At 65.8% G+C, this 22,458-nt stretch carries 20 protein-coding genes; 5 read left to right on the top strand and 15 right to left on the bottom strand.

The genetic code is table 11. The annotated features are described in order from the left end of the window. Positions 1-99 precede the first annotated feature (99 nt). Positions 100-540, bottom strand: a complete 441-nt coding sequence (locus AQZ49_RS19575; protein WP_067619925.1) for an RrF2 family transcriptional regulator — start codon at positions 538-540, stop codon at positions 100-102. Between the two features lie 176 nt (positions 541-716). Between AQZ49_RS19575 and hmpA the strand changes: the two genes are divergently transcribed. After that, positions 717-1,886 (top strand): NO-inducible flavohemoprotein, encoded by a 1,170-nt coding sequence (gene hmpA / locus AQZ49_RS19580; RefSeq protein WP_067619928.1) that lies wholly within the window; start codon positions 717-719, stop codon positions 1,884-1,886. Positions 1,887-1,918: 32 nt separating this feature from the next. Here hmpA and AQZ49_RS19585 read toward each other — a convergent pair whose 3' ends face one another. Beyond that, positions 1,919-2,323 carry a winged helix-turn-helix transcriptional regulator gene (locus tag AQZ49_RS19585; RefSeq protein WP_067619930.1) on the bottom strand — a complete coding sequence of 135 codons (405 nt, stop codon included), beginning with the start codon at positions 2,321-2,323 and terminating at the stop codon, positions 1,919-1,921. 89 nt (positions 2,324-2,412) lie between these two features. Between AQZ49_RS19585 and AQZ49_RS19590 the strand changes: the two genes are divergently transcribed. Next, the gene (locus AQZ49_RS19590; RefSeq protein WP_067619933.1) at positions 2,413-3,021 is read left to right on the top strand and encodes an FMN-dependent NADH-azoreductase; all 609 of its coding nucleotides are present in this window, start codon (positions 2,413-2,415) and stop codon (positions 3,019-3,021) included. A 78-nt stretch (positions 3,022-3,099) separates the two neighbouring features. Here the strand turns inward: AQZ49_RS19590 and AQZ49_RS19595 are convergent, their stop codons facing one another. Beyond that, positions 3,100-3,687, bottom strand: a complete 588-nt coding sequence (locus AQZ49_RS19595; RefSeq protein WP_067619937.1) for a TetR/AcrR family transcriptional regulator — start codon at positions 3,685-3,687, stop codon at positions 3,100-3,102. A gap of 105 nt (positions 3,688-3,792) precedes the next feature. On the opposite strand from AQZ49_RS19595, the gene AQZ49_RS19600 reads away from it, so the two are divergent. Beyond that, entirely contained in the window at positions 3,793-4,176 is a 384-nt protein-coding gene (locus AQZ49_RS19600; RefSeq protein ID WP_067619940.1) for a DUF4267 domain-containing protein, read from the top strand. Between the two features lie 57 nt (positions 4,177-4,233). Here AQZ49_RS19600 and AQZ49_RS19605 read toward each other — a convergent pair whose 3' ends face one another. From AQZ49_RS19605 to AQZ49_RS19630, 6 genes are all read right to left on the bottom strand, one after another. Next, positions 4,234-5,496 (bottom strand): glycosyltransferase, encoded by a 1,263-nt coding sequence (locus AQZ49_RS19605; protein WP_067619943.1) that lies wholly within the window; start codon positions 5,494-5,496, stop codon positions 4,234-4,236. Between the two features lie 185 nt (positions 5,497-5,681). After that, the gene (locus tag AQZ49_RS19610; protein ID WP_067619946.1) at positions 5,682-9,860 is read right to left on the bottom strand and encodes a translocation/assembly module TamB; all 4,179 of its coding nucleotides are present in this window, start codon (positions 9,858-9,860) and stop codon (positions 5,682-5,684) included. Further along, complete coding sequence (locus AQZ49_RS19615; protein WP_231739332.1) at positions 9,860-12,130, bottom strand: autotransporter assembly complex protein TamA; 2,271 nt, start codon at positions 12,128-12,130, stop codon at positions 9,860-9,862. Before AQZ49_RS19615 ends, AQZ49_RS19610 begins: the two co-directional genes overlap by 1 nt. Before the next feature lie 10 nt (positions 12,131-12,140). Further along, entirely contained in the window at positions 12,141-13,016 is an 876-nt protein-coding gene (locus AQZ49_RS19620) for an arginyltransferase (protein ID WP_067619949.1), read from the bottom strand. Between the two features lie 180 nt (positions 13,017-13,196). Further along, entirely contained in the window at positions 13,197-14,438 is a 1,242-nt protein-coding gene (locus AQZ49_RS19625) for a threonine ammonia-lyase (protein WP_067619952.1), read from the bottom strand. Between the two features lie 10 nt (positions 14,439-14,448). Beyond that, positions 14,449-14,829, bottom strand: coding sequence for a VanZ family protein (locus AQZ49_RS19630; RefSeq protein ID WP_231739333.1), 381 nt, complete (start codon positions 14,827-14,829; stop codon positions 14,449-14,451). A 382-nt stretch (positions 14,830-15,211) separates the two neighbouring features. Here AQZ49_RS19630 and AQZ49_RS19635 point away from each other — a divergent pair, with 382 nt between their 5' ends. Together AQZ49_RS19635 and AQZ49_RS19640 are read left to right on the top strand one after the other, a co-directional pair. Further along, positions 15,212-16,123, top strand: coding sequence for an NAD(P)-dependent oxidoreductase (locus tag AQZ49_RS19635; protein ID WP_067619958.1), 912 nt, complete (start codon positions 15,212-15,214; stop codon positions 16,121-16,123). After that, positions 16,123-17,850 carry an amidohydrolase gene (locus AQZ49_RS19640; protein WP_082701934.1) on the top strand — a complete coding sequence of 576 codons (1,728 nt, stop codon included), beginning with the start codon at positions 16,123-16,125 and terminating at the stop codon, positions 17,848-17,850. The genes AQZ49_RS19635 and AQZ49_RS19640 overlap by 1 nt, the downstream gene beginning before the upstream one ends. Before the next feature lie 497 nt (positions 17,851-18,347). Here the strand turns inward: AQZ49_RS19640 and tatC are convergent, their stop codons facing one another. The 6 genes from tatC to nagZ all read right to left on the bottom strand — a co-directional run bounded on the left by tatC (position 18,348) and on the right by nagZ (position 22,432). After that, positions 18,348-19,124 (bottom strand): twin-arginine translocase subunit TatC, encoded by a 777-nt coding sequence (gene tatC / locus AQZ49_RS19645; RefSeq protein ID WP_067619961.1) that lies wholly within the window; start codon positions 19,122-19,124, stop codon positions 18,348-18,350. After that, positions 19,121-19,513 (bottom strand): Sec-independent protein translocase protein TatB, encoded by a 393-nt coding sequence (gene tatB, locus AQZ49_RS19650; protein WP_067619964.1) that lies wholly within the window; start codon positions 19,511-19,513, stop codon positions 19,121-19,123. The genes tatC and tatB overlap by 4 nt, the downstream gene beginning before the upstream one ends. A 29-nt stretch (positions 19,514-19,542) precedes the next feature. Continuing rightward, on the bottom strand, positions 19,543-19,791 hold the full coding sequence (locus AQZ49_RS19655; RefSeq protein ID WP_067620114.1) for a twin-arginine translocase TatA/TatE family subunit: 249 nt from the start codon (positions 19,789-19,791) through the stop codon (positions 19,543-19,545). Positions 19,792-20,052: 261 nt separating this feature from the next. Beyond that, complete coding sequence (gene scpB / locus AQZ49_RS19660) at positions 20,053-20,625, bottom strand: SMC-Scp complex subunit ScpB (RefSeq protein ID WP_067619969.1); 573 nt, start codon at positions 20,623-20,625, stop codon at positions 20,053-20,055. After that, a complete protein-coding gene (locus tag AQZ49_RS19665) occupies positions 20,622-21,419 on the bottom strand; it encodes a segregation and condensation protein A (protein WP_067619972.1) in 798 nt (265 codons plus the stop codon). Before AQZ49_RS19665 ends, scpB begins: the two co-directional genes overlap by 4 nt. Continuing rightward, positions 21,416-22,432 (bottom strand): beta-N-acetylhexosaminidase, encoded by a 1,017-nt coding sequence (gene nagZ, locus AQZ49_RS19670; protein WP_067619975.1) that lies wholly within the window; start codon positions 22,430-22,432, stop codon positions 21,416-21,418. Before nagZ ends, AQZ49_RS19665 begins: the two co-directional genes overlap by 4 nt. Positions 22,433-22,458 lie beyond the last annotated feature (26 nt).

Genomic DNA, 22,458 nt, shown 5'->3' on the forward strand with positions numbered 1-22,458 from the left:
CAGGATGTCGGTCAACAGCAACCGGATCGAGGGCCTGATCCGGTTTCCCTGACTTGCGGTTCAAAGCCGTGAAATGTGCGATTTCAGGCGAAATCACACTTACGGTCCGGATGGGTCCTCCGCCGGCACCAGCCGGGACAGCAGGCGTTCGCCACGATCGCCCAGCACGTCGGCCAGCGAATAGTGTTCCAGCACGGCGAAAAAGGCATTCAGCGCCTGATCGAGCGGATCGGGCAGGCGACAGGCGCCGAACAGCTTGCACTCGGCGCAGCCCGCCAGATCGATGTCGCCTTCGGTATGGCGGATCAGGCGCCCGATGTTGATGTCGGCGGCGACGCGGGCAAGGCGCAGGCCGCCATTGCGGCCACGCAACGCCTCGACATAGCCATTGGCGGCCAGATCGCTGACCACCTTCATCAGGTGATTTTGCGATATTTCATAGGCCTTTGCGATTTCACCGATCGAGCACAACCGGTCGGTGTGCGCGGCAAGATAGAGCATCACGCGCACGGCATAGTCGGAAAATCGGGTGAGGCGCATCAATCGGGTCCTTAAAGATGCATTTTATTTGCATCATTATCGTATGACTTATATGTAGCATTTTAGATGCATGATTACGAGTCGGAACGATGGCCACACGCGCTGGGATGCGGTCCCAACCGGTGGAATGATCATGCCAAACCCCATGATTGAACTCCCTTGCAAGGACATTGCCGATGCTGACCCCCGAACAGACGATGATCGTCAAAGCCACCGTGCCGCTGCTCGAAACCGGCGGTGAGGCGCTGACGTCGCATTTCTACACGATCATGCTGCGTGACTATGCCGAGGTGCGGCCGTTGTTCAACCAGGCACATCAGGCCCATGGCACCCAGCCGCGCGCACTGGCCAATGCGGTGCTGCAATATGCCCGGCATATCGATGCTCCGGACGCCCTGGGCAACCTGCCCGCGCAGATCATCCAGAAGCATGTCGCGCTCCAAATCATGCCCGAGCACTACCCCATTGTCGGCACTTGCCTGCTGCGCGCCATCCGCGAAGTGCTGGGCGACGAGATCGCCACCGAAGCGGTGATTGCCGCGTGGGGCGAAGCCTATTGGCAACTGGCCCATATCCTGATCGGTGCCGAAGCCGCCGAATATGAACGCCTTGCCGCCGCGCCGGGGGGCTGGCGCGGTGCCCGGTCGTTTCGCGTGGCCGACAAAGTGGTGGAAAGCGCCGAGATTACCTCGTTCCACCTCGAACCGGTCGATGGCGGCGCGGTGGTGGCCTATCAACCCGGCCAATATCTGGGGCTGAAGCTGGTGATCGGCGGGCAGGAGGTGCGCCGCAATTACTCGCTGTCCCGGGCTGCCAATGGCCGGAACTTGCGCATCAGCATAAAGCGCGAGGCGGGCGGCGTGGCGTCGAACCATCTGCATGACGATGTCCACGCCGGTGCCATGCTGGACGTGTTTCCGCCCGCCGGTGAATTCGTGCTGCGCCCCGGAACCGCGCCGCTGGCGCTGATCAGTGGCGGCGTCGGCATTACCCCCACGCTTGCCATGGCCGAGGCCGCGCTGGCACAAGGGGACCGCGATGTGATCTTCATCCACTATGCCCGCAATGGCGATGTCCACGCCTTTGGCCGCACCATCGACGCCTGGGCCAGCGATCACCCGCGCTTTGCCGCGCATGTCGTCTATGAACAGGGCGGGCGTGAGGCCCGGCTTTCGGGCCGCCCGACGGTCGACCATCTGCGCGAGTGGGTGCCGGCCGAAGCAGATGCCTATTTCCTTGGCCCCAAGCCCTTCATGGTGTTCATGAACCGCGCGCTTGCGCAAATCGGCGTGCCGTCCGGTCGCCGCCATTTCGAATTCTTCGGACCCGCTGAAGCGCTGCGATGATGGACCCCGGCGTTCGGCTGGCTGGTGCCGGATCAACGCATGCCGTGGACTTCGCGTTCGACGACCGCATGTCGGCCCACATCGTAATGGTGCCGGTTGCCTTCGATCTGTTCGAGATGGGCGCGGGCCCAGCCCCCCAACGCGCGCAAAGGCACCGACAGCGAATGTCCCAGGTCCGTCAGGGCATATTCGACTTGCGGCGGCACCGTGGGATAGACCTTGCGGCTGACCATGCCGTCGCGTTCGAGCGCCTTGAGCGTGCGGGTCAGCATTTGCTGCGAGATCCCGCCGATCGTCCGTTTGATATCGTTGAAACGGCGCGGGCGCTCGATCAGCACCATGACGATCATCACGGTCCATTTGTCGCCGATGATCGTCAGGATGCCGCTCATTTTGCGGCACTGGTCGCTCACGCCGGGCGAGGCAGGCATATCCATGTGACCTGGTCCTAAAAATATGCGTTCTTGGCAGTTTGCCATAGGTCACATACCTGATCCTGGTCACAATTCCAGACCGGAGACACACCGTGAAGATACTTCATATCGATTCCAGCATCATGGGCGACAATTCGGCGAGCCGGGAAATCTCTGCCGCAGTCGTAAACCATCTGAAAGAGGGGCGCCTGGCGCAGGGGCAGACCGACGTCGAAGTCACCTATCGCGATCTGGCGGCGGAACCGCTGCCGCACCTGACGCTCGACATTTTCCTGAAGCTGGATGCAGGCGAGGACGTGCGGGAATTTCTTGCGGCCGATGTCGTCGTGATCGGCGCGGGATTTTACAATTTCTCGATCCCCAGCCAGTTGAAGGCGTGGCTCGATCGCATTGCCGTGCGCGGCAAGACCTTTTCGTATGACGAGAACGGCCCGAAAGGCCTTGCCGCCGGCAAACGCGTGATCGTCGCCCTGGCACGGGGCAACATCTATGGCGAAGGATCGCCCTTTGCGGCGTACGAACATGCCGAAACCCTGCTGCGATCGATCTTCAGCTTCATCGGCATCGCCGACCCCGAATTCATCGTCGCCGAAGGGCTTGGCCGCGGCGAGGAAGCCCGTAACGCAGCCATCAGCGGCGCGCTGGCCCAGGCCGGTCTGATCGCGGCGACCACCCGCGCCCCGTCTGCCGCAATCGTCTGACCGACACGCGTGCGAACACGGCCCGCGCCCCGCGCGTGGTCCGTGTTCGCATTGTCGCACAGCGTGCCGCAGGCGCGGCTACCGCCCGGCGCCGGTGCCGCCCACGATGATCCGGTTGACGAGCAGGTCAATGCGGGCATCCTCGCCTTGTGGCGGAATGCGTCCCCCCCGGCACAGCACTGCCAGACCGTGCAATGCAGCCCAGGTGACTTCGGCCAGTTGGTCCGGCTGCGCATCGAACGGCCGCAGTACGCCGACCAGTTCGGCGAACGCGGCCTGTAACGGCGGCGGCGTTTCCGCACTGGCGAACTTCACGTCGACCGGCAGCGCAAACATCGCCTGATAGAGCGCCGGGCGCGCCGCCGCAAAGGCAATATAGGCGCCGCAGACGGCCCGCAGCGCCGCAGCGGGCGCACCACCTTGTGATCGTGCATGCTGCATGGCCGCGGCAAGTTCGACAAAGCCTTCGATCGCGACGGCGCGCACGATCGCATCCTTGCCATCGAAATGGCTGTAGAGGACCGGCTGACTGTATTCGACAATCTCGGCCAGACGGCGCGTGGTTACCGCATCCCATCCTTCGGCTTCGGCAAGGTTGCGCGCAGCAGCGATGATCAGGTCATGGCGCTGGGCACGTTCGCGGTGGCGGCGTTCGGTGATCGACATGTCCCTTTCCTATGCTCGATCGGAAAAATGTCAACGCTAGATAAAATCGTTGACACTAAATCTAGCACTGATATATTTTCTGCCATCGAAACAGGAGAACACGCCATGTTGACGACCATCGCCTGCACCACGGCAGGCCTCATCGGGGCCGGAATCATCTTTCTGGGCACACGTTTCCTGATTGCGCCCGACACCGCCGCCGCCGGCTTCGGGATTCCTGCGCCTGGCCCTGCGCAGGCGCGCAACGCTTATCCCTGGCACTATACCAAGGGGGTGCGGGACATTGCCTCGGGCATCTTCATGTGGATCTTGCTGGTCAACCATGTGCCCCATCTGCTGGGCGCATTCATGGTGGCCGCCAGCCTCATCCCGGTGGGCGATGGCCTGATTGTCCTGCGCAACGGCGGAACCCGTGCGGCCGCCTTCGGAATTCACGGGGTCACGGCTGTAGTCCTGCTGGCCGCCGGGATCACACTGCTGGTGGTCTGAACGCGACCATAGGGCCAGCGCCGCAACGTTGATCCGCGCCCGTCGTTCCGGCCGGTTTCAGCCCGCGCGCTGGCTCGCCAGCACCGGGTTGACCGGGGCGCGGCGAAACCAGCCCGCCTTGCGCTGGCGGCGCCAGGCGGCGACCATGGCGCGGGGATAGACATCACCAAACAGGTTTTCGAACGTCTGGTCCCACGAAAAACGTTCGGTTACATGGGCGCGGGCGCGGCGACCCATGGCGACATGATCCCCGTGCCACACCGCCTCGACCGCGCGCGCCATCGCTTCGACATCATCAAGCGCGACCAGTTCACCCAGCCCCGGCTGCACCCGCTGCACCATCGCGCCCGAGGCAAAGCCGACCACCGGCAGACCACAGGCCTGTGCTTCGAGCACCGACAGGCCGAACGTTTCGTCGGCCATCGCCGAGACATAGATATCGCTGGAGGCCAGATAACGCGCCAACTGGCCGCGATCTGCGCAATAGCCGGGCAGCACCACCGGCAGCCCGCGCGTCTGTTCGGCCAGGCAGTCGCGCAATTTGCCTTCGCCGATCAGGATCATCGACGCGTTCATCTCGCGCGGCAATTCGCGGAACATCGAAATCAGCCGGTCGGCGCGTTTTTCGTTGTCGAGCCGGCCGGCATAAGTCAGCACCGGGCCGGTCGCGGGCAGGCCAAGTTCGGCGCGCAAGGCAGGATCGCGGCGACCGGGGTGGAAGGTTTCGGCATCGACGCCCAGCGACAGCACATCGACATGTTCCACGCCATAGCCGACCAGCACGCCGCGCATATCCTGCCCCAGCGTATAGACGCGGTCGAATTCGCGATACGTGGTGGTGGCATAGCCCGCCGACAGCCGCCGCAGCCCGCGCGCAACAAAATCGCCGAACAGCGAAGCACCGACGCGATAGACATGGGTGTTGGGAAAATCGGTGTGATAGCCCGCGACCAGCGCGGTATCGGGATTCGCCCGGCGATAGTTGATCGCCGTCCACGGCAGCACCCACGGGCATTGCGATTCGATGATCTGCGGGCGGTATTGTTCGAGCACTTCGCGCACCGCAGAGGTTCGCGTGATGAACCGGTAATTGGGGCTGCCCCGCACTTGTTCGGCGCCGATCTCGACCCAGATGTGCCGCCCGCGCTCGACCACCCGATCGACCGGCCCCGGCACGATCTGCAGCAGGCGATGGTCGCTGTGAGCGAGCACATAGTCGCGTTTCTGGCGCAAATAGGTGCCGATGCCACCGCCGCCGACGGGGGCATAGCTCTGCGTGAGGTCGCAAATGGGGCGGCCAGAGTCGATTGCAATCACCATGACATTACAACCCGCACGCTATGACATCCCCATGACCGTGTGACCCCGCGAAATGTAATTTTTCGTGTCAGCCCCCAAATTTCAGCATGCGCGGCATCGCCAGACCGGTTCCAGGTCTGCGCCCCGGTCGCCCCACCAGCCCCCCACCACAAAAATCGCAGATCGACGCGCGATGCAAGCACGCATCAATAGTCCTTTGTGAATTTGAGGCTGATCGATTCGTCATAGAGCGTCGAAACCGTCCCCAGCAGCGACAGCCAGCGAGTCAGGCGAAACTCGATCGAGGTGGCGTTATAGCCATGCCCGTCGCTGACCAGCTCGACATAGAATTTGCGGCCCAGATATTTGCCCACTGCCAGCGCGGTGCCGCGCCCGATGGTCGGATCGGCGCTGAGCACGCGCAATCGGTCGAGCCCGATCGCCCCGCGCAGCTTGTTGATCGGATCGAGCCCGCCGCCGCCGCGCAGCGCCGCCAGGGCCGAGGCGAGTTGCACCGCCTCCGGCGCGGAAATCTGCGAAATCGAGCTGCCGAACAGAATGCGGCTCAACAATTCCTCTTCGGGCAGGGCGGGTGTCGAGGCAAAGCTGATCTGCGGGCGCTGTGCACTTCCGCCAATGCTGATCGTGGCAGAGATGTCGTTGGCATCGCCGGTGGCGACGATATCGAGCTGGGGATCGATCGGGGTTTCGCCGTTGAAACGGATGCGCCCGCGTGTCAGGTCGAACCGTTTGCCCGCAAAATCATAGGTGCCGCGCAACAGCTCTGCCGTGCCGAAAATCTGTGGGGTGTTGGTGTCGCCGCGCACACGCAGATCGGTCTGCCATTCGCTGGCCAGGCCCATACCGTTCACATCGATGCGGCTGGCACTGGAGGCATCGATCAGCAATGTCCACGGCGGCCCGCGCGCGGGCATTGGCGCAACATCGAGCGGGGTGTTGCGTTCGGTCACCGCGATCGAGGGCAGGATTTGCGTCGCGCTGGCATGGCCCAGCACCCAACGCGCGCGATCAATGTGCAGCCGCCCGGCGATCGTCCCCGCATGGCCATCCGAAAGGATCCGCACCGGTCCGGTGATCGTCGCCGCCATATCGGGCCGGTTGACCAGTTCGGCATTGGTGGCGCCCAGCCGCAAATCGATCTTGGGCCGCTCGGTCGCCACATCGGTGAAATCGATCGAACCGCTGCCCGCGACACGGCCGCCGCCCTTGGTCACGCCAGAAAAATGTACCAGCGACAGATGCGTGCCATTGAAACTGCCCAGCAGCTCGATCGACTGCACATCCGAACCGCTGATCGCGCTTTGCGCACGCAAGGCATGGCTGACCACCGCGCCGGTCAGCACCGGGGCATCGAGCGAACCGCCGATATCGGCGGCCACCCCGACCGGCCCGGTCAGGTCGAAGGCATCGATCGCCGCCAACCGCCATAGCGCATCGGCCGGGCCGGCAAAGCGCAATTGCCCATGCAATTTGGCCGCGCGCAGGCGATCGATCATCGCACCCCCGCGCGGCAGATCGTCGACCAGCGCCTGCAACCGCATGCGCGGCACGGTACCTTCGCGCGCCACCGCGCGCACTTGCAGGGCGCGCGCGTCAAGCTGCCCGACCAATGCCAGATCGAGCGGGCGCGAGGTCAGCACCAGCCCCGATCGCGTCATCCCCAGCACGGTCAGTGCGGCATGGCCTTCGGGCACGCCGGTGTGATCGTTGCGGTAATCGATCAGGCCCGAGGCATAGCCCCCCAGCCCCAGATCGGCATAGGCAATATCGAGCGCCGACAAGGGCATGCGCGACACCGCCAGATGCAGTTCGGTCGCGCCTGCCCCCAGCCTCCCGCTGGCGATCACCGCGCCGCTGCCGAAACTTATCTGGCTTGGCGCAAGCTGCCAGCCATCTTCGCTGCGCGTCAGCACCGCCCGGCGCGGCATGGTAATCGCATTGCCGGCATAATCGCCCGCCAGATAGGCCACCACGCGATCGGGCGAGACCGTCGCCGTGCCTTGCAGCGTGAACCGCGTGCCGCGTCGCCCGGCCAGCGACGCGGTCACCGTTCCCGCCCCGTTGGTGACCGTCGCATCGGCCAGCAGGCGCCCGATGAACAGCCCGCCGACCGCCACCCCTTGCGCCTTGAGCGATCCGTTCAGGCTGGAACTATCGTGGCCGAACAGGCCCTTGAAGGTCAGATTGGCAAGACCGATGGCGATCGGCCGATCACTGCCGAAATGCGCCGCCCGGGCATTGATCGCGGCCTCGACCGCCTGCCCCCCATCGCGTCCGGCCAGGTGGATCACCCCGTCGAGCCCCCCGCCCGCCAGCGCCAGATCACCATCTAGGCCCGCATCGCGCAGCGCCAGCATGCCGGTCAGGCGAGTCTGGGCAAAGTGCACATCGGTCAGCGTCATCCGCACCGGATCTGCGGCGGGTACCGCAAAATCGACTGTCGCGCCCAGCGGACCGATCTGCGAGGTGCCGCTGGCGACCAGCCGATAGCCGCCCGTCGTGCTGTCGAGCGCCAGCGCCACCGTCTTGATCCCGCCCGGCAAGGGCCCGGCCAGATGCGCCTCGGCATGCGTGGCACCATGTTCGATCGCAGCCTGCGCATCGAACGCGCCATAGACTGCGTGATGCCCTTCGCCCGCCAGTGTCAGCCCTGCACCCGGCGCAATCGTCGCACTGCCCGTCAGGGTCAGCTTTTGCGCGGACACCTGCACACCGGGCAATTGCAGCGCACGCCCCGCGCCCCAGTGCAGGCTGCCCGACACATGCGCCGTATCGCCCGCCAGCGTGGTCAGCCCGGCGGTGGTAAAATGGCCGGCCGTGCCCGCATAGTTGACCGCCAGGGTCCACGGCACGCCGCGCCCAAAGGCGAGCACCCCTTTGCCCGTGGCATCGACCGTCCCGATGCGCGGCACGGCGAGCGCATGGGTATCGATCCGTCCGGCCAGCGCATAGGCGCCGCGCCTCACATCGCCACGCAGCACCAGCGCAGCGGTGGCGCCTTGCGCAGTGACATGCCAGCCCTCACCGGTCAGCGCGCGACCATCGAAGCGCAGCATACCGGTCAGTCGCGCCCCCGCCAGCCGCCCGTCGAGCCACGGCGTGCCGGTATCGGCACGCGCCATCGACACCGCCAGCGGTACGTCGAGCCGCCCGCCGTGCCAGTGCGCCACGCCCGCCGTCTGCACAGTGTCAAACCGCATCGAACCGGGCGCCAGCCGCGACACCAGCAGCGTGTGGCGGATCGCCAGATCGGCAAAACGCCCGTCGATCTGCGCGGTCATCCGCGCCGTACCGGGGTGCAGCGTATCGCGCCACGCCACCGGCAGCGCTTCGGGGCGTTGCACTTGTGCGGTCAGCGTTACGCCCTGCGCGCGATTGGCGACCAGATCGACGGCGCCCATGCCATCGACCCGCCCCAGCGCATTGGCCAGATGCAGATGTCCGTCGAGCCGCCCGCCCGCAAACGTCCCGGCATAGACCACGCCCAGCCGGTCACCGCCAAAGTCCGCCGCCAGCCCGCTGGTCACCGTGGCCGGGCGCAACAGCGCCGACAGCCGGTAATGCCCGCCCCGGTTGTCGATCAACCCGCCCGCCAGCCGGTGTCCGTCGGCCTCGGCCAGCACCCAGCCGTGCCATTGCGCAAAATGCCCTGCACCGCCGATCCGTGCCAGCACGGTACGATGCACCCCGGTCAGCGCGGCAAGCAGACCATCGCGCGGGGCGCGATAATCCAGGCCCAGCGCAAAGCGATCCCGATCAGGCTCGCTGTCGAGATGCAGCGACAGCTTGTCATGCCCGCCCAGCCGCCCGTCGCAGGACAGCAGCACCCGCCCGTCGTGGACATGCGCATGCGCGATCAGATCGACGCGCCGCCGCGATCCGGCCAGCCCCGGCGCCACCGTCAGGCTTTCGACCGCCAGACGATCAAGACGGATGTCGAAATCCGGCAGGATCGGCGCGTTGGGATCGGCCGGATTGAGCCGGGGCGCGCGCAGCAGCAGCCCCCGCCGCATGGTCAGATCGCGGATATCGAGCCCGCCGCCCAGCCCGGCGAGCAGCCGCAGCACCGGCATCGGGCGCCAGTCAAGGCCGACTTCGGGCACCGTCATGAAGCGTCCGGATGGATCGGACAGCGCGACATTGTGCAATTGCGCCGCGCCGAACAGCGACCCGTCGATCCGCCCGATGGTGATCACCAGCCCGCTTTGCAGCCGCAGCGCGGCGATCCGGTTGGTCACCAGCCGATGCCCCAGCGGCGAATCGAGCACCAGCAACCCCAGCGCGGCCAGCCCGGCCAGCCCCAGCGCGCAGAGCCCAAGCAACCGTATGGCGCCGATCGCCCATGCGCGCAGCCGCCCGGCCATCAGAACGCCTGCCCCAGCGAGACATAGACGCCGATCCGGCTGTCCCCCGGATAGCGGTTGAGCGGCGTGCCGATGTCAAAGCGGATCGGCCCGAAATTGGTCTTGTAACGCACCCCGATGCCAACCCCGTAGCGCGCGCCGCGCATCGTAGGGGTGGGCGTTTCCCCGACCATACCGGCATCGACGAAGGGCACCACGCTGAACGCCCCGTCGGCCAGCCCAGTGCGGACGCGCGCCTCAAGCGAAAACTCGCTGACCGACAATCCGCCGATCGGCGTGTTGTAGGCATTGCGCGGGCCGACATCCTGATAGCCAAAGCCGCGCACCGAATTGCCGCCACCGGCATAGAGATGCTGCGACGGGGCCAGGGCGTCGATCGACGCGCCATTGATCGAGGCCACCCGCACCCGTTCAGCCAGCACCAGCGCCCCCGATAACGGCTGATAGGCGCTGGCGTCCAATTGCGTGGTGACATACGTCGATCGCGTGTCGTCCAGAATCGAGATCGCCGGGGTCACGGTGATTGCGATGCGCTGGCCCCGGACCGGATCGAGCAGATTGTTGCTGCCGTCGTAGGCCAGCTTCAAAGGCAGCGAGGCAATCACATAAGGGGTATAGGGGACGTCTGCGGGCGAGCCGACCACCAACTGCCTGGTCGCGGTCAATTGCACACCCAGCGAATAGGCCCATTTCTTCTGGAACAGCAGCGTGCTCTGTTTGTCCAGGCTGATCGTGGTCGACGCGAAATAGGCGTTGTAGGCATCGGTGGTCTGGTACTGCACCGACGCATCGACGGTCAGCGACTGGTCGCGTTTCAGGAAATTGGCGCGCCGGAACGTCACCCCGCCCAATTGTTCGCGCGTGCCCAGAATGGCGCGTACCCGCAGCATGCCTTCGGGTGGAAACAGATTGCGATCTTCCCAACTGCCGTCGACTTCGAACCCTTCGCCGCTCGACACGCCGATCTGCGCGCCGATCGTGTGTTCGGGGCCTTTGGTCAGCTTTACATCGAGATCGGCCACACCAGGCGCGGCCGGGGTGGGCGCGATCGCTTCGCGCGGGGTAATCGTCGCGCCGCCGACGATCCCGGTTGCCAGCACCTCGCGGCGGAAATCGTCGATCAGTTTCTGGTCATAGATCTGCCCCGGCCGGAACCGGGCCATCCGCTGCAAATGCCGTGAATTGATGAATTTCGGCAGCGAACTGGTGATCGTGCCGAACTGGTATTTGCCGCTGGTGACCACCGGCAGCGCCAGATCGGCGGTCAGCGCCTCGTGATCGACCGCCAGCGCCGGATCGCCCACTTTGGCAAAGGCATACCCGATGTGCCCCAGCATGTCGGACAGGCGGGCCCGCGCGCTCAGGATGGCCTCGGTGTTTGCCGGATCGCCCGATTTCAAGGCCAGCGCCTTGATCAGCGCGGCGCGGTCGGGGCTGGTCGCCACGCCCCCCAGATCGAGCGCGCCCAGCCGATAGCGCGGACCCGGCACCACTTCGAACCGGGCCGTCGCCTGCGGCGGGGGCGCGCCTCGGCCTTTGGCCACCGGTTTCGGCACGGTATCGGCCAGCGGCGACAGGCCGACCAGGTTCTGGCTGACTTCGGCATCGTAATAGCCATATATCCGCAGGATCTGCACCAGCAGGGCCATGTCGTCGTGCGCGCGGCGCGACAGTTGCGCCAGATTGTCTTCGCCGCGCCCCAGCGCCCGCAGCGATGACAACGCCACGAAACGGTCGGTCAAATCGTCCATCTCGGGCAGCACGGTGCCCTTGGGGAACACCAGGTCGATCCCCGGCGCGACATGATTGACCACCGCATCGGCGCCGAGCGGGCCGCGCCAGCCACCGCGCGGCATCGCCACATCGAGCGCAGCGCCCGCATCGTGCACCACATCGGCCAGGCTGGCGATATCCGGATCGGGCGTCAGCGGGGTGATCGGTGGCAGGGTAAAACTGTCGGGCCAGGCAATGGTCAGCCCCGGCAGCACCGCCAGCGCGGCATCGGTCACCGCCGTGTCGTCGGGCAGGCTTGCGGGATCGGGGGTCTGGTGCGCGGCATCGGTATCGAGCGCCCAGTGCACCGGATCGGCCAGCGCCGCATCGGGGATCAGCGCGCGCAGCGCCGGATCGACCGGCACCGCCTTGGCCGGGGCAGTTGCGGCTTTGGCAGCAGGACCGGTAGCCCGTGCGGCAGGGGCATCGGGTGTGGCCTGCGCATGGCCAGCCACCGGCGCCAGCACCAGCCCGGCCAGCCCCAGGCCCATCCGCATCAGTGCGCGATCAGCCGTGGAACAAGGCAGATCCGGCCATGACCATCGCATCATCGGCAGCCGCTGCAGAATTGCCGACAGCCGCACCAGCCTCTGCGCGCGGCCCGGCTGCTGGCACGGTGGACAGCCGATCGATCGCCACGGCCTGTTCGGCGGGGTCAAACCGTTCCCATCCTTCGCGGCCAAGCCGCTCCATCGGGCGAAAGCGCACTTTGTACTGCATGCACGCCGATCCATCGACCCAATAGCCCAGATAGACATAGGGCAGGCCGATCCGCGTTGCATACCGGATGTGATCAAGAATGATAAACGTGCCAAGCCCGGTCCGCAAAGGATGATGGGGGTCGTAGAAACTGTACACCATCGAAAGTCCATCCCCCTGTTGGTCGGTCAGGCACGCCCCGACCAGCCGCCCGGGAGTGCCATCGGCATTGGGCTCGCGATATTCAACGACATAGCTCTTTACCGGGGTATGTTCCACCATGTCGGCAAAGTCGATTTCGTCCATTGCGGCCATGCCGCCACCGGGGTGGCGCACCGCCAGATAGGACTGCAACAAGGCATATTGTTCGGGGGTTGACCAGGGCTGGCAAACAGTCACGATCAGATCGTCGTTCTGCCGCAACGTGCGCCGCTGGCTGGCCGAAGCGATGAAATCGCGCGCCACCACGCGCACCGACACGCAGGCTGTGCACCCCACGCAACTGGGCCGATAGGCCACTGTCTGGCTGCGGCGAAAGCCAATGCGGCTGAGCGCGTCGTTCAACTCGTCGGAATTGGGGCCCTTCAGCTCGGTGAACACCTTGCGCTCGGTGCGGCCGGGCAAGTAGGGGCACGGCATCGGGCTGGTGACGAAAAAACGGGGAAAGCGGACCGGGGCGCTCACGGGTTGACCTATATCCTTTGCTGCTGCCTGGCGACAATGCCGCAGGGTCCGGCGCGGTTAAAGCAGGTTAACCACGAATTTCCGCAAATGACAGGGTTTGTTGCATGGCATGGACGCAATCCCTGTGCACTGTCCCGGTGCAGGACAGCGCGCAGGGTAAGCGGTTAAGGCCAGGCGGGCTCAGCCGAGTTCGACTTGTTCGATTTCATAGCCGCGCGCGCGCAACGCCTCGACCAGGCGGTCGATCTGTTCGCGATCGCGCGCTTCGCACTCGATCTCGGCGGTCAGGCCCTTGGCCGGCAACGAGGTAAAAATGCGCTGGTGCCACACTTCGAGAATGTTGACCTGATGGCGGTTGAATTCTTCCACCACCTTGAACAGCGCGCCCGGCCGATCCTGCAACGTGATGCGCAGCCGCCCCAGTCGGCCCGACCGCGCCAGATCGCGCAACAGCACATTGGCGAGCAGCCGCGTGTCGATATTGCCACCGCACAGCACGATGCCGACCTTGCGCCCGGCAAAGATCTCGCGATTGGCGATCACCGCGGCCAGACCGGCGGCCCCGGCGCCTTCGACCACGGTCTTTTCGATCTGCAACAGCAGCGAAACAGCCTGTTCCAGATGCGGCTCGTCAACCAGCACGATATCATCGACCAGCCCTGCCAGCGTCGCCGAGGTGAACGCGCCGGGCTCCTTGACCGCGATCCCTTCGGCCAGCGTGTCGCCGCCGCAGGGCAATTCGGCATGTTTCAGCCGGTTGTACATCGACGGGAACAGTTGCGCCTGCACCCCGATCAGACCGATCGCGGGATTGATCCCGCGTGCCGCCGTGCCCATCCCGGTCAACAACCCGCCGCCGCCGATCGGCACCGCCAGCATGTCGAGATCGGGCACATCGGCAAGCATTTCCAGCGCCACCGTGCCCTGCCCCGCCGCAACATGCGGATGGTCGAACGGATGCACGAATGTCAGCCCCAGTTCCGCCTCCATCACGCGGGCATGGGCATAGGCCTCGTCGAAGGTTTCGCCTTCGAGCACGACTTTGCCGCCCACGCTCTCGGTCTGGGTGATCTTTACCGTGGGCGTGGTGCGCGGCATCACGATCGTTACCGGCACGCCCAGCCGCGTGCCGTGATACGACAGCCCCTGCGCATGGTTGCCGGCCGAGGCCGCGATCACCCCACGCGCGCGCTGTTCATCCGACAGCAGCAACAGCGCATTGAGCGCGCCGCGTTCCTTGTAGGCTGCGGTGAATTGCAGGTTTTCGAATTTCAGCCAGATGTCCGCCCCGGTCATCGCGCTCAGCGTCTTGCTATACAGCGTCGGGGTGCGCACGACATGCCCGTCGATGCGCGCAGCGGCGGCGCGGACATCGTCGAGGGTCAGGACAGGGGCGTTGGCGGTCAGGGTACTGGCGGTCATCCGAATGCCCCTAGTCGAAACTGCGCGTCTTGGGAACGGTCTGCCGCCACAGCGCGATCAGCCCGGTGACCACCAGGATCGCGATGGTATCGGCAACCCAGTCGCGGATGTCGCAATCGCGGTGCAGCGCGGGAATCGACTGGGCCACCTCGATCAACGCGCCCAGGAACGACAGACGTTCGGCAATGCGCAGACGCGGCATCGCCGGAAAGGCAAAGTCGGCCAGTAGCGTCAGCGTGCCAAATGCCAGCATATGTTCGAACTTGTCGCCAAACCCGTCGATCGGCAGCGACGGCGGCACCGGCAACAGCGCCATCGTCAGCGCAAAGGCCAGCGCCAGCCAGAACAGCACGCTGGCGATCAGGCGCGGTGCGGGGGATCGTTGGGTCATGGTCATGCCCTGCCCGCTAGAGCATCGCGCGCCTTTGCGAAATCGCGAATCACGATCGTGCAGGCGGCAATTATCCGGCTCCCATCTTTGGGCGCAATGCATTGGGGTCCGGACCCATTACCAGCAAGCCCGAGGTTTGACCCAAAAGGCCCAGCGCAAGGCGGATAGGTGAAGGAATAGTGGTTCTATTTCAAGCCTATCCAACGCAGCGATGGGCCTTTTGGGTCAAATCCCGAAGGGACGGCAAAATGGCTTCCATCTCGAACCGAAATGCGCTTGCAAAGGCAACCAGCCTTCGCGGCGCGCATCTCGGCCCGATATGTTCGCCATTTTGTCGCCTCGGGCTTGCTGGTAATGGGTCCGGACCCTAAACCCCCTTGCCATGACACAACCGCTCAACATTTCGTTTCTCGGCCTTGGCGTGATGGGGTCGCAGATGGCCCGTCATCTGGGTGCCGCAGGCCACCACCTGACCGTCTATAACCGTACCACCGCCCGGGCCGAGGCCTGGGTTGCGGCCCATCCCGGGCTGGCCAGCCGCGTGGCCGCCAACCCGGCCGAAGCGGCCAGCGGCGCCGATGCGGTGATCACCTGCGTTGGCAACGACGATGATCTGGCCGATGTCGTGCTGGGCCCCAACGGGGCGTTTTCCACGCTGCGGCGCGGCGGCCTGTTCATCGATCACACCACGGTTTCGGCGCGGATCGCGCGCCAGATCGCGGTCGAAGGGCGCGACAAGGAAGTGCTGTGCGTCGATGCCCCGGTCACCGGCGGGCAATCGGGGGCAGAGGCCGGCACGCTGTCGATCATGTGCGGCGGCAGCGGCCCGGCGGTCGAGGCGGCGCGGCCGATCCTGGCGGCCTATGCCAAACGCGTGGTCCATGTCGGCAAATCGGGCGCGGGGCAAACCGCCAAGATGGCCAACCAGATGTGCATCGCGGGCACCATCGCGGGCCTGTCGGAAGCGATCCGCTTTGCCCAGACCGCGCACCTCGATCTCGACAAAGTGTTCGAGGCGATCAGCGGCGGCGCCGCGCAATCGTGGCAGATGGACAACCGGTTCCACACGATGGCCGCCGACGAATTCGATTTCGGCTTTGCCGTCGACTGGATGCGCAAGGATCTGGGACTGGCCATCGACGAGGCGCGGGGCCTGGGCGCCAGCGTGCCGGTAACCGCGCTGGTCGACCAGTTCTATGCCGATGTGCAGGCGCTGGGCGGCGCGCGACAGGATACCAGCGCGCTGATTCGCCGCCTGCCCAAACGCGGCGGGCCAAAGCGGACCGACGCGTGATCAAACACTGGATCGCGGCCTGCGCGCTGACCCTGACGCAGCCCGCCCTGATCGCCCAGACCGCCCACGCCGACACGCTGGTCGACAATATCCGCGGCGAAACGATTGCCGCCGGCGGCTCGGTGCAGGCATTCATCGCGCTGATGTTCGATGACAACGGCGTGATCACGGCGGTCTATCACACGGGCGAGCGCCTGCCCCGCCAGGGCAAAAAGGGCTATCAATACCGCATCGACGGCAAGGGCCATGTGCTGTTGCCCGGCATGATCGATGCCCATGCCCATGTCATCGACACCGGATTTGCGCTGTTGCGGCTCGATCTGACCGACACCGCCTCGCTCGACGAGGCGCTGGCGCGGATCGCTGCCTATGCGCGGGCGCATCCCGATCGGCCATGGATCGTGGGCGGTGGGTGGAACCAGGAACGCTGGCATCTGGGCCGGTTTCCCACCGCGGCCGAACTCGATCGCGCGGTGCCCGATCGCCCGGTCTGGCTCGACCGGGTCGATGGCCATGCCGGATGGGCCAACAGCGCCGCGCTGAAACTGGCCGGGGTAACCGCCGCAACGCCCACCCCCGATGGCGGGGCGATCGACCGCCTGCCCGATGGGCGGCCCGCCGGGGTGCTGGTCGACCATGCCACGGCGCTGATGGATCGCGTGGTGCCCACGCCAACCCCGCGCGACCTCGATCTGGCGTTGGCCACGGCCGAGGCTGATTTCGCCAAAATGGGCATTACCGCCGTGGCCGACATGGGCACGTCGATCAACGAATGGCTGGCCTATCGCCGCGCGGGCGATGCCAACCGGCTGTATATCCGCATCATGGCCTATGCCCTGGGCACCGAGGCGATGGCGACGATCGGCGGCACCGGCCCGACGCCGTGGCTCTATGCCGACCGGCTGCACATGGGCGGGGTCAAACTGTTTCTCGACGGCGCGCTGGGATCGCGCGGCGCCTGGCTGAAGGCGGCCTATGCCGATCAGCCCGCCAGCCATGGCACCCCGCTGCTGACCGAAACGCAACTGGGCAATCTGATGAGCCGCGCCGCGATGGACCACTATCAGGTGGCCGTCCACGCCATCGGCGATCAGGCCAATGCCACGCTGCTGACCACGATCGACGATCTTGGCCATACGTATCGCGGCGAACGGCGCTGGCGGATCGAGCACGCGCAGATCGTCGATCCCGCCGACTGGCCGCTGGTCGCCACGATCGCCGCCAAAGGCGGGCTGATCGCATCGATGCAACCGGTCCACCAGACATCCGACCGCGTGATGGCCGAGGCGCGCCTGGGCCCCGACCGGTTGCGCGGCGCCTATGCCTGGGCCAGCCTGAAACGGCAGGGCGCAGTGCTGGCGTTCGGATCGGACACCCCGGTCGAACGCCCCGACCCCTGGACCGGCATCGCCGCCGCACTGTCGCGTCAGGACAAAACCGGCGCGCCCGCAGGCGGCTGGCAACCCCAGGAACGCGTCGACCGCCCAACCGCGCTGGCCGCCTATACCACCAACGCCGCCTGGGCCGGCTTTGCCGAAACCCGCTTCGGCCGCATCGCGCCAGGCCAGCGCGCCGATTTCATCCTGATCGACACCGACCCGATGACCGCCACCCCCGACGCCATCCGCCACACCAAAGTGTTCCAGACCTGGGTCGGCGGCGGCAAGACCTGGGACGCCGACGCGCCTGCGGGGGAAGCGAAGGACAAGCCGGAACGACCGCTGTAGAGCATCGTGCAAAGAAGTGGGCACCTGCTTTTTTTGCAATAAACGATGCGAAAACAAAGACTCCCAAAGCATACTGCGTTTCAGATTAAACGCAGTATGCTTTGGGGCCCACAAATGCGGATGGCAGGCGCTTCCGCCACGCGAGACTTTCGACAGCAAAGCGCATCGCCTGTTCGTCATGCCGGACCCGATCCGGCATCCAGCATGCAGTCACGCGCCGGACCAAGCCATATTGGTGCCGGTTCACCCCGCACACCACCTCCCGAACAGGCTAGGTTTTGCACCCCTGAAGGCCCCGGCGCCTAACCGCCCGCTGGATGCCGGATCAAGTCCGGCATGACGATGGGGAACATGCCGCGCAAATCCGGGCACAGTTTACGCGGGGGCGGGCCGATAGACCAAAGGTCGGTTTTGACAAGCGTATTGAGCAGCAGTTATGTCCGCAATGTCGGCGGGAATTTCGGTCACACGCCCAAGGCCGAGACCGCCTCGAAACCTCACCCCTGCGCGGCCGCAGCCTTTTCGCGCGCGTCCCTGGCTTCGGCGAAGCGCATGACGACCAGCGTGCCTTCGAACAGGATCAGCAGGGGCACGGCCAGCATCAGTTGCGACACCACGTCGGGCGGGGTGATCAGCGCGGCCAGCGCGACGATGCCGACGATCACATAGCGGCGGGCGCGGACGAGTTGATCGCGGGTGACGATGCCTGCGCGGTTGAGCAGCATCAGCAGGACCGGCAGCAGAAAGCTGCCGCCGAACGCCAGAATGAACTGCATCACCAGATTGAGGTATTCTTCCACGCCCGGCAGCGCTTCCAGTTGCAGGCCGCCGTGCATGCCCTGAAACCCGATGAACCAGCGGAACGCGGTGGGCATCACCACGAAATAGGCCAGGCTGGCGCCCATCGCGAACAGCACCGGGGTGGCGATCAGAAAGGGCAGGAAGGCCTTTTTTTCGCGGGCATAGAGCCCCGGCGCGATGAACGCCCACAACTGGTTGGCGATGATCGGAAAACTGACCAGACAGGCGGCGAACAACGCCACCTTGATCTCGACGAAGAACGCGCCGTACAGCTTGGTATAGATCAACCGGCCGGTGCCCGCCGGAAAGGCACGCGCAAGCGGCATGATCAGGATGCCCAGAATGCGGTCGGCAAAATAGAGGCACACGCCGAACGCCACCGCCAGTGCGAAAATCGCGCGCAGCAGGCGCGTGCGCAGTTCCAGCAAGTGGTCGAGCAACGGCGCCTGGGTCTGGTCGATATCGTCGATCATGCCGGGTGATCGCCCTGCGGAGCGGAGGGCGCGGCGGGCGGGTTCAGCGGCGTCATCAGCGGTTCGGTCGGTGCATGGGCGGCGATGACCGGATCGACCGGAACCGGATCAACCACGCCATGATCGCCAGCGGGCAGCGCGGCAGGCTCTGCCACCGGGTTTGCGGCCATGATCGCGGCGTTCTGTTCGCGCCACTTGCGCTCCATCTCTTCCATTTCCGCCTCGCGGATCATCGTCTCGATGCCCGATCGGAAATGGTTGGACACGCGGCGCACTTTCGCGATCCACCGCCCGGCGGTGCGCAGCGCCAGCGGCAGGTCCTTTGGACCGATGACCACGATGGCCACGATCGCGATCAGCAGGAATTCGGAAGGCGCAATATCGAACATCGTTCAACCCGACCGGCGCGAAGCGCGGCTCAGACCTTGGGCCATTGGTTCTCGGTGTTCACAGGCTGCGGCGCAGCGTCCTGGGTCGGCTGGGCGACAGGCGGAATCTGCGACGGCGGAGGCGTAACCGGGCGATTGGTTTCGTCCGCCATACCTTCCTTGAAGCTTTTGATGCCTTTGCCGAAATCGCCCATCATGTCGGAAATCCGGCCACGACCGAACAGAATCAGGACCACCAGCGCCAGAACAATCAGGTGCGGTAGAGACAGGCCACCCATCATAAATCTCCTTCTGGATGCCTAGATAGGCGCATTGCGCGCAAATCGCCAGCCACTAGTGGATTGTTTTTGACATTTGCATCCCGCCATACGGATAGCACGGTCGCAAATGTCAAAAACAGAAAATCCACTAGAATCAAATGCTTCTAGTGGTCCGAAAAGATTCTGACATTTGCGTACCACCTAGCCGATAGCGGTAGCAAATGTCAGAATCGGACCACTAGCACGCACAAATCGATGCGGCTTGTCGATTGGCAAGGGTCAATCGTCGGATTCACCCCCGGTCAGCGCGGCATAGGCCGTGTCGATCGGATCGAGCAGCCCCGCCGCACGCAATTCATCGATGCCCGGCAGATCGCGCCGCGTGGCCAGCCCGAAATGCGCCAGAAACGCCGGGGTGGTGGCATAGATGGTGGGTCGGCCCGGCACTTCGCGGCGCCCGGCGACGCGCACCCAGCCCGCCTCCATCAGCACGTCGAGCGTGCCGCGCGCGGTCTGCACGCCGCGGATCGCCTCGATCTCGGCACGGCTGACCGGTTCGTGATAGGCGATGATCGCCAGCGCCTCGATCGCCGCGCGCGACAGGCGGCGCGGTTCCTCGCGCTCGCGCCGCAACAGATGGCCCAGATCGGGCGCGGTCTGGAAATGCCAGCGCCCGCCACGCTCGACCAGTTCGACCCCGCGCCCGGCATAGTGATCGACCAGCGTGGCCAGCGCCCCTGCCACCGGCGCCCCGCCCAGATGGCGCGCGATCTCTTCCACGCTCAACGGTGCCTCGGCGGCAAACAGCGTGGCCTCGACCGCGCGAAGCAGATCGTCGGGCGGATCGATCATGGCCGCGCGCGCAATCGCAACGGTCCGAACACATCATCCTGCGCCAGCTCCGCACGGCCCTGCTTGGCCAGTTCGAGCGCGGCGGCAAAGCTCGACGCCAGGGCCGACCGGGTCAGGCGCGGATCGGCGCCGGGTTCGGCACGCGGGAGCAACAGGCGCAAGTCGATCCAGTCGCGCGCGACGCCGAGCATCCGCGACAGGCGTTCGAGCGCGGCCTCCAGCGTGATCACAGGGCGTTCGCGCACCACATGCACGACCGGCGCATTGCGCGCCTTGATCACGCCATAGGCCTGGATCAGGTCGAACAAGTTGGCGGTCCAGCGCAGCTTGCGATCGATGGCGATGCCTTCGGGCGCGCCGCGCGTGAACACATCGCGCCCCAGCCGGTCGCGCGCCATCAGCCGCGACGCCGCCTCGCGCATGGCGCCCAGCCGTTGCAGCCGCAATTGCAGCCGCAACGCCAGTTCTTCGGGGCTGGGCTGCATTTCGGGATCGCGCGGCAACAGCAGCAGCGATTTGAGATAGGCCAGCCACGCGGCCATCACCAGATAGTCCGCCGCCAGTTCCAGACGCAGCGCCTGCGCCCGGTTGATATAGCCAAGGTACTGATCGACCAGATCGAGGATCGAAATCGTGCGCAGATCGACCTTTTGCCGCCGCGCCAGATCGAGCAGCAGATCGAGCGGCCCTTCCCAGCCATCGAGTTCGAGATAGAGCGCCCCGTCGCCGCCCGGCGCCGATGCGACCGGCAGCCAGTCGGCATCATCGTCGGACAGCACGGCGCCCTCGGTCATGGCAGCAGCGCGAGCAGCGCATCGCGCCGCGCGGTCAGGTCCGATCGCCTTGCATCGGCGCGGGCCGGAGCAATGTCGGTGTCGGCCAGCGCGCGATCGATCCGCGCTGCCGTGGCCGCGCCCATTGGCGCCAGCGCGGCGGCGATGCCGACCATGTCATCCATCCGCGCCCAGCAATTGAGCGCCAGATCGCACCCCGCCGCCTGCGCGCGCGCGGCACGTTCGGCAATCGACCCGGTCAACGCCGCCATGTCGAGATCATCCGACAGCAACAGCCCGTCAAACCCGATCGCGCCGCGCACCACGTCGGCAATCACCCGCGCCGACAACGTGGCGGGCGCGGTGTCGTCCCATGCGGTATAGCGCACATGCGCGGTCATCGCGATTTTGGCTTGGGAAAGGCTGCGGAACGGGGCCAGATCGGTGGCAAGCTCCGCCGCGCTGGCGGTGACAGTGGGCAGCGCTTTGTGGCTGTCCGCACCGGCGCGGCCATGGCCGGGCACATGTTTGACCACCCCGGTCACCCCGGCGCGTGCCAGCCCGTCGAGCACTGCGCGGCCCAGCGCGGCCACGCGCAACGGTTCGCCGCCCAGCGCGCGATCGCCGATCACGTCGTCGGCGCCGGGCTGGCGCACATCGAGCAGCGGCAGGCAATCGACTGTGATCCCCACCTCGGCCAGATCGAGCCCGAGCGCTTCGGCATTGGCGCGCGCGGCCTCGATCGCGCTGGCGGGGGCCAGGTCATAAAGGCGGTCGAACTGCCCTTGCGGCGGATAGGCGGCCCATACCGGCGGCTTCATCCGCGCCACGCGGCCGCCTTCCTGATCGATGCAGATGAACAGCCGGTCGCGCCCGTGCAGCGCGCGCAAGTCATCGGTCAGCGCGCGCAGGTGCGCGCGATCGACCACGTTGCGGCCAAACAAGATATAGCCGGCCGGATCGGCATCGCGAAAGAAAGCGCGTTCGTCGGCAGTAAGGACGGGGCCGGACAGGCCGAAAATAGCCGCAAGCATGATCGCACGAGTGTGGCGAGGCGTGC

It is taken from the genome of Novosphingobium sp. FSW06-99 (assembly GCF_001519065.1).
In the GTDB taxonomy this organism is placed as follows: domain Bacteria; phylum Pseudomonadota; class Alphaproteobacteria; order Sphingomonadales; family Sphingomonadaceae; genus Novosphingobium.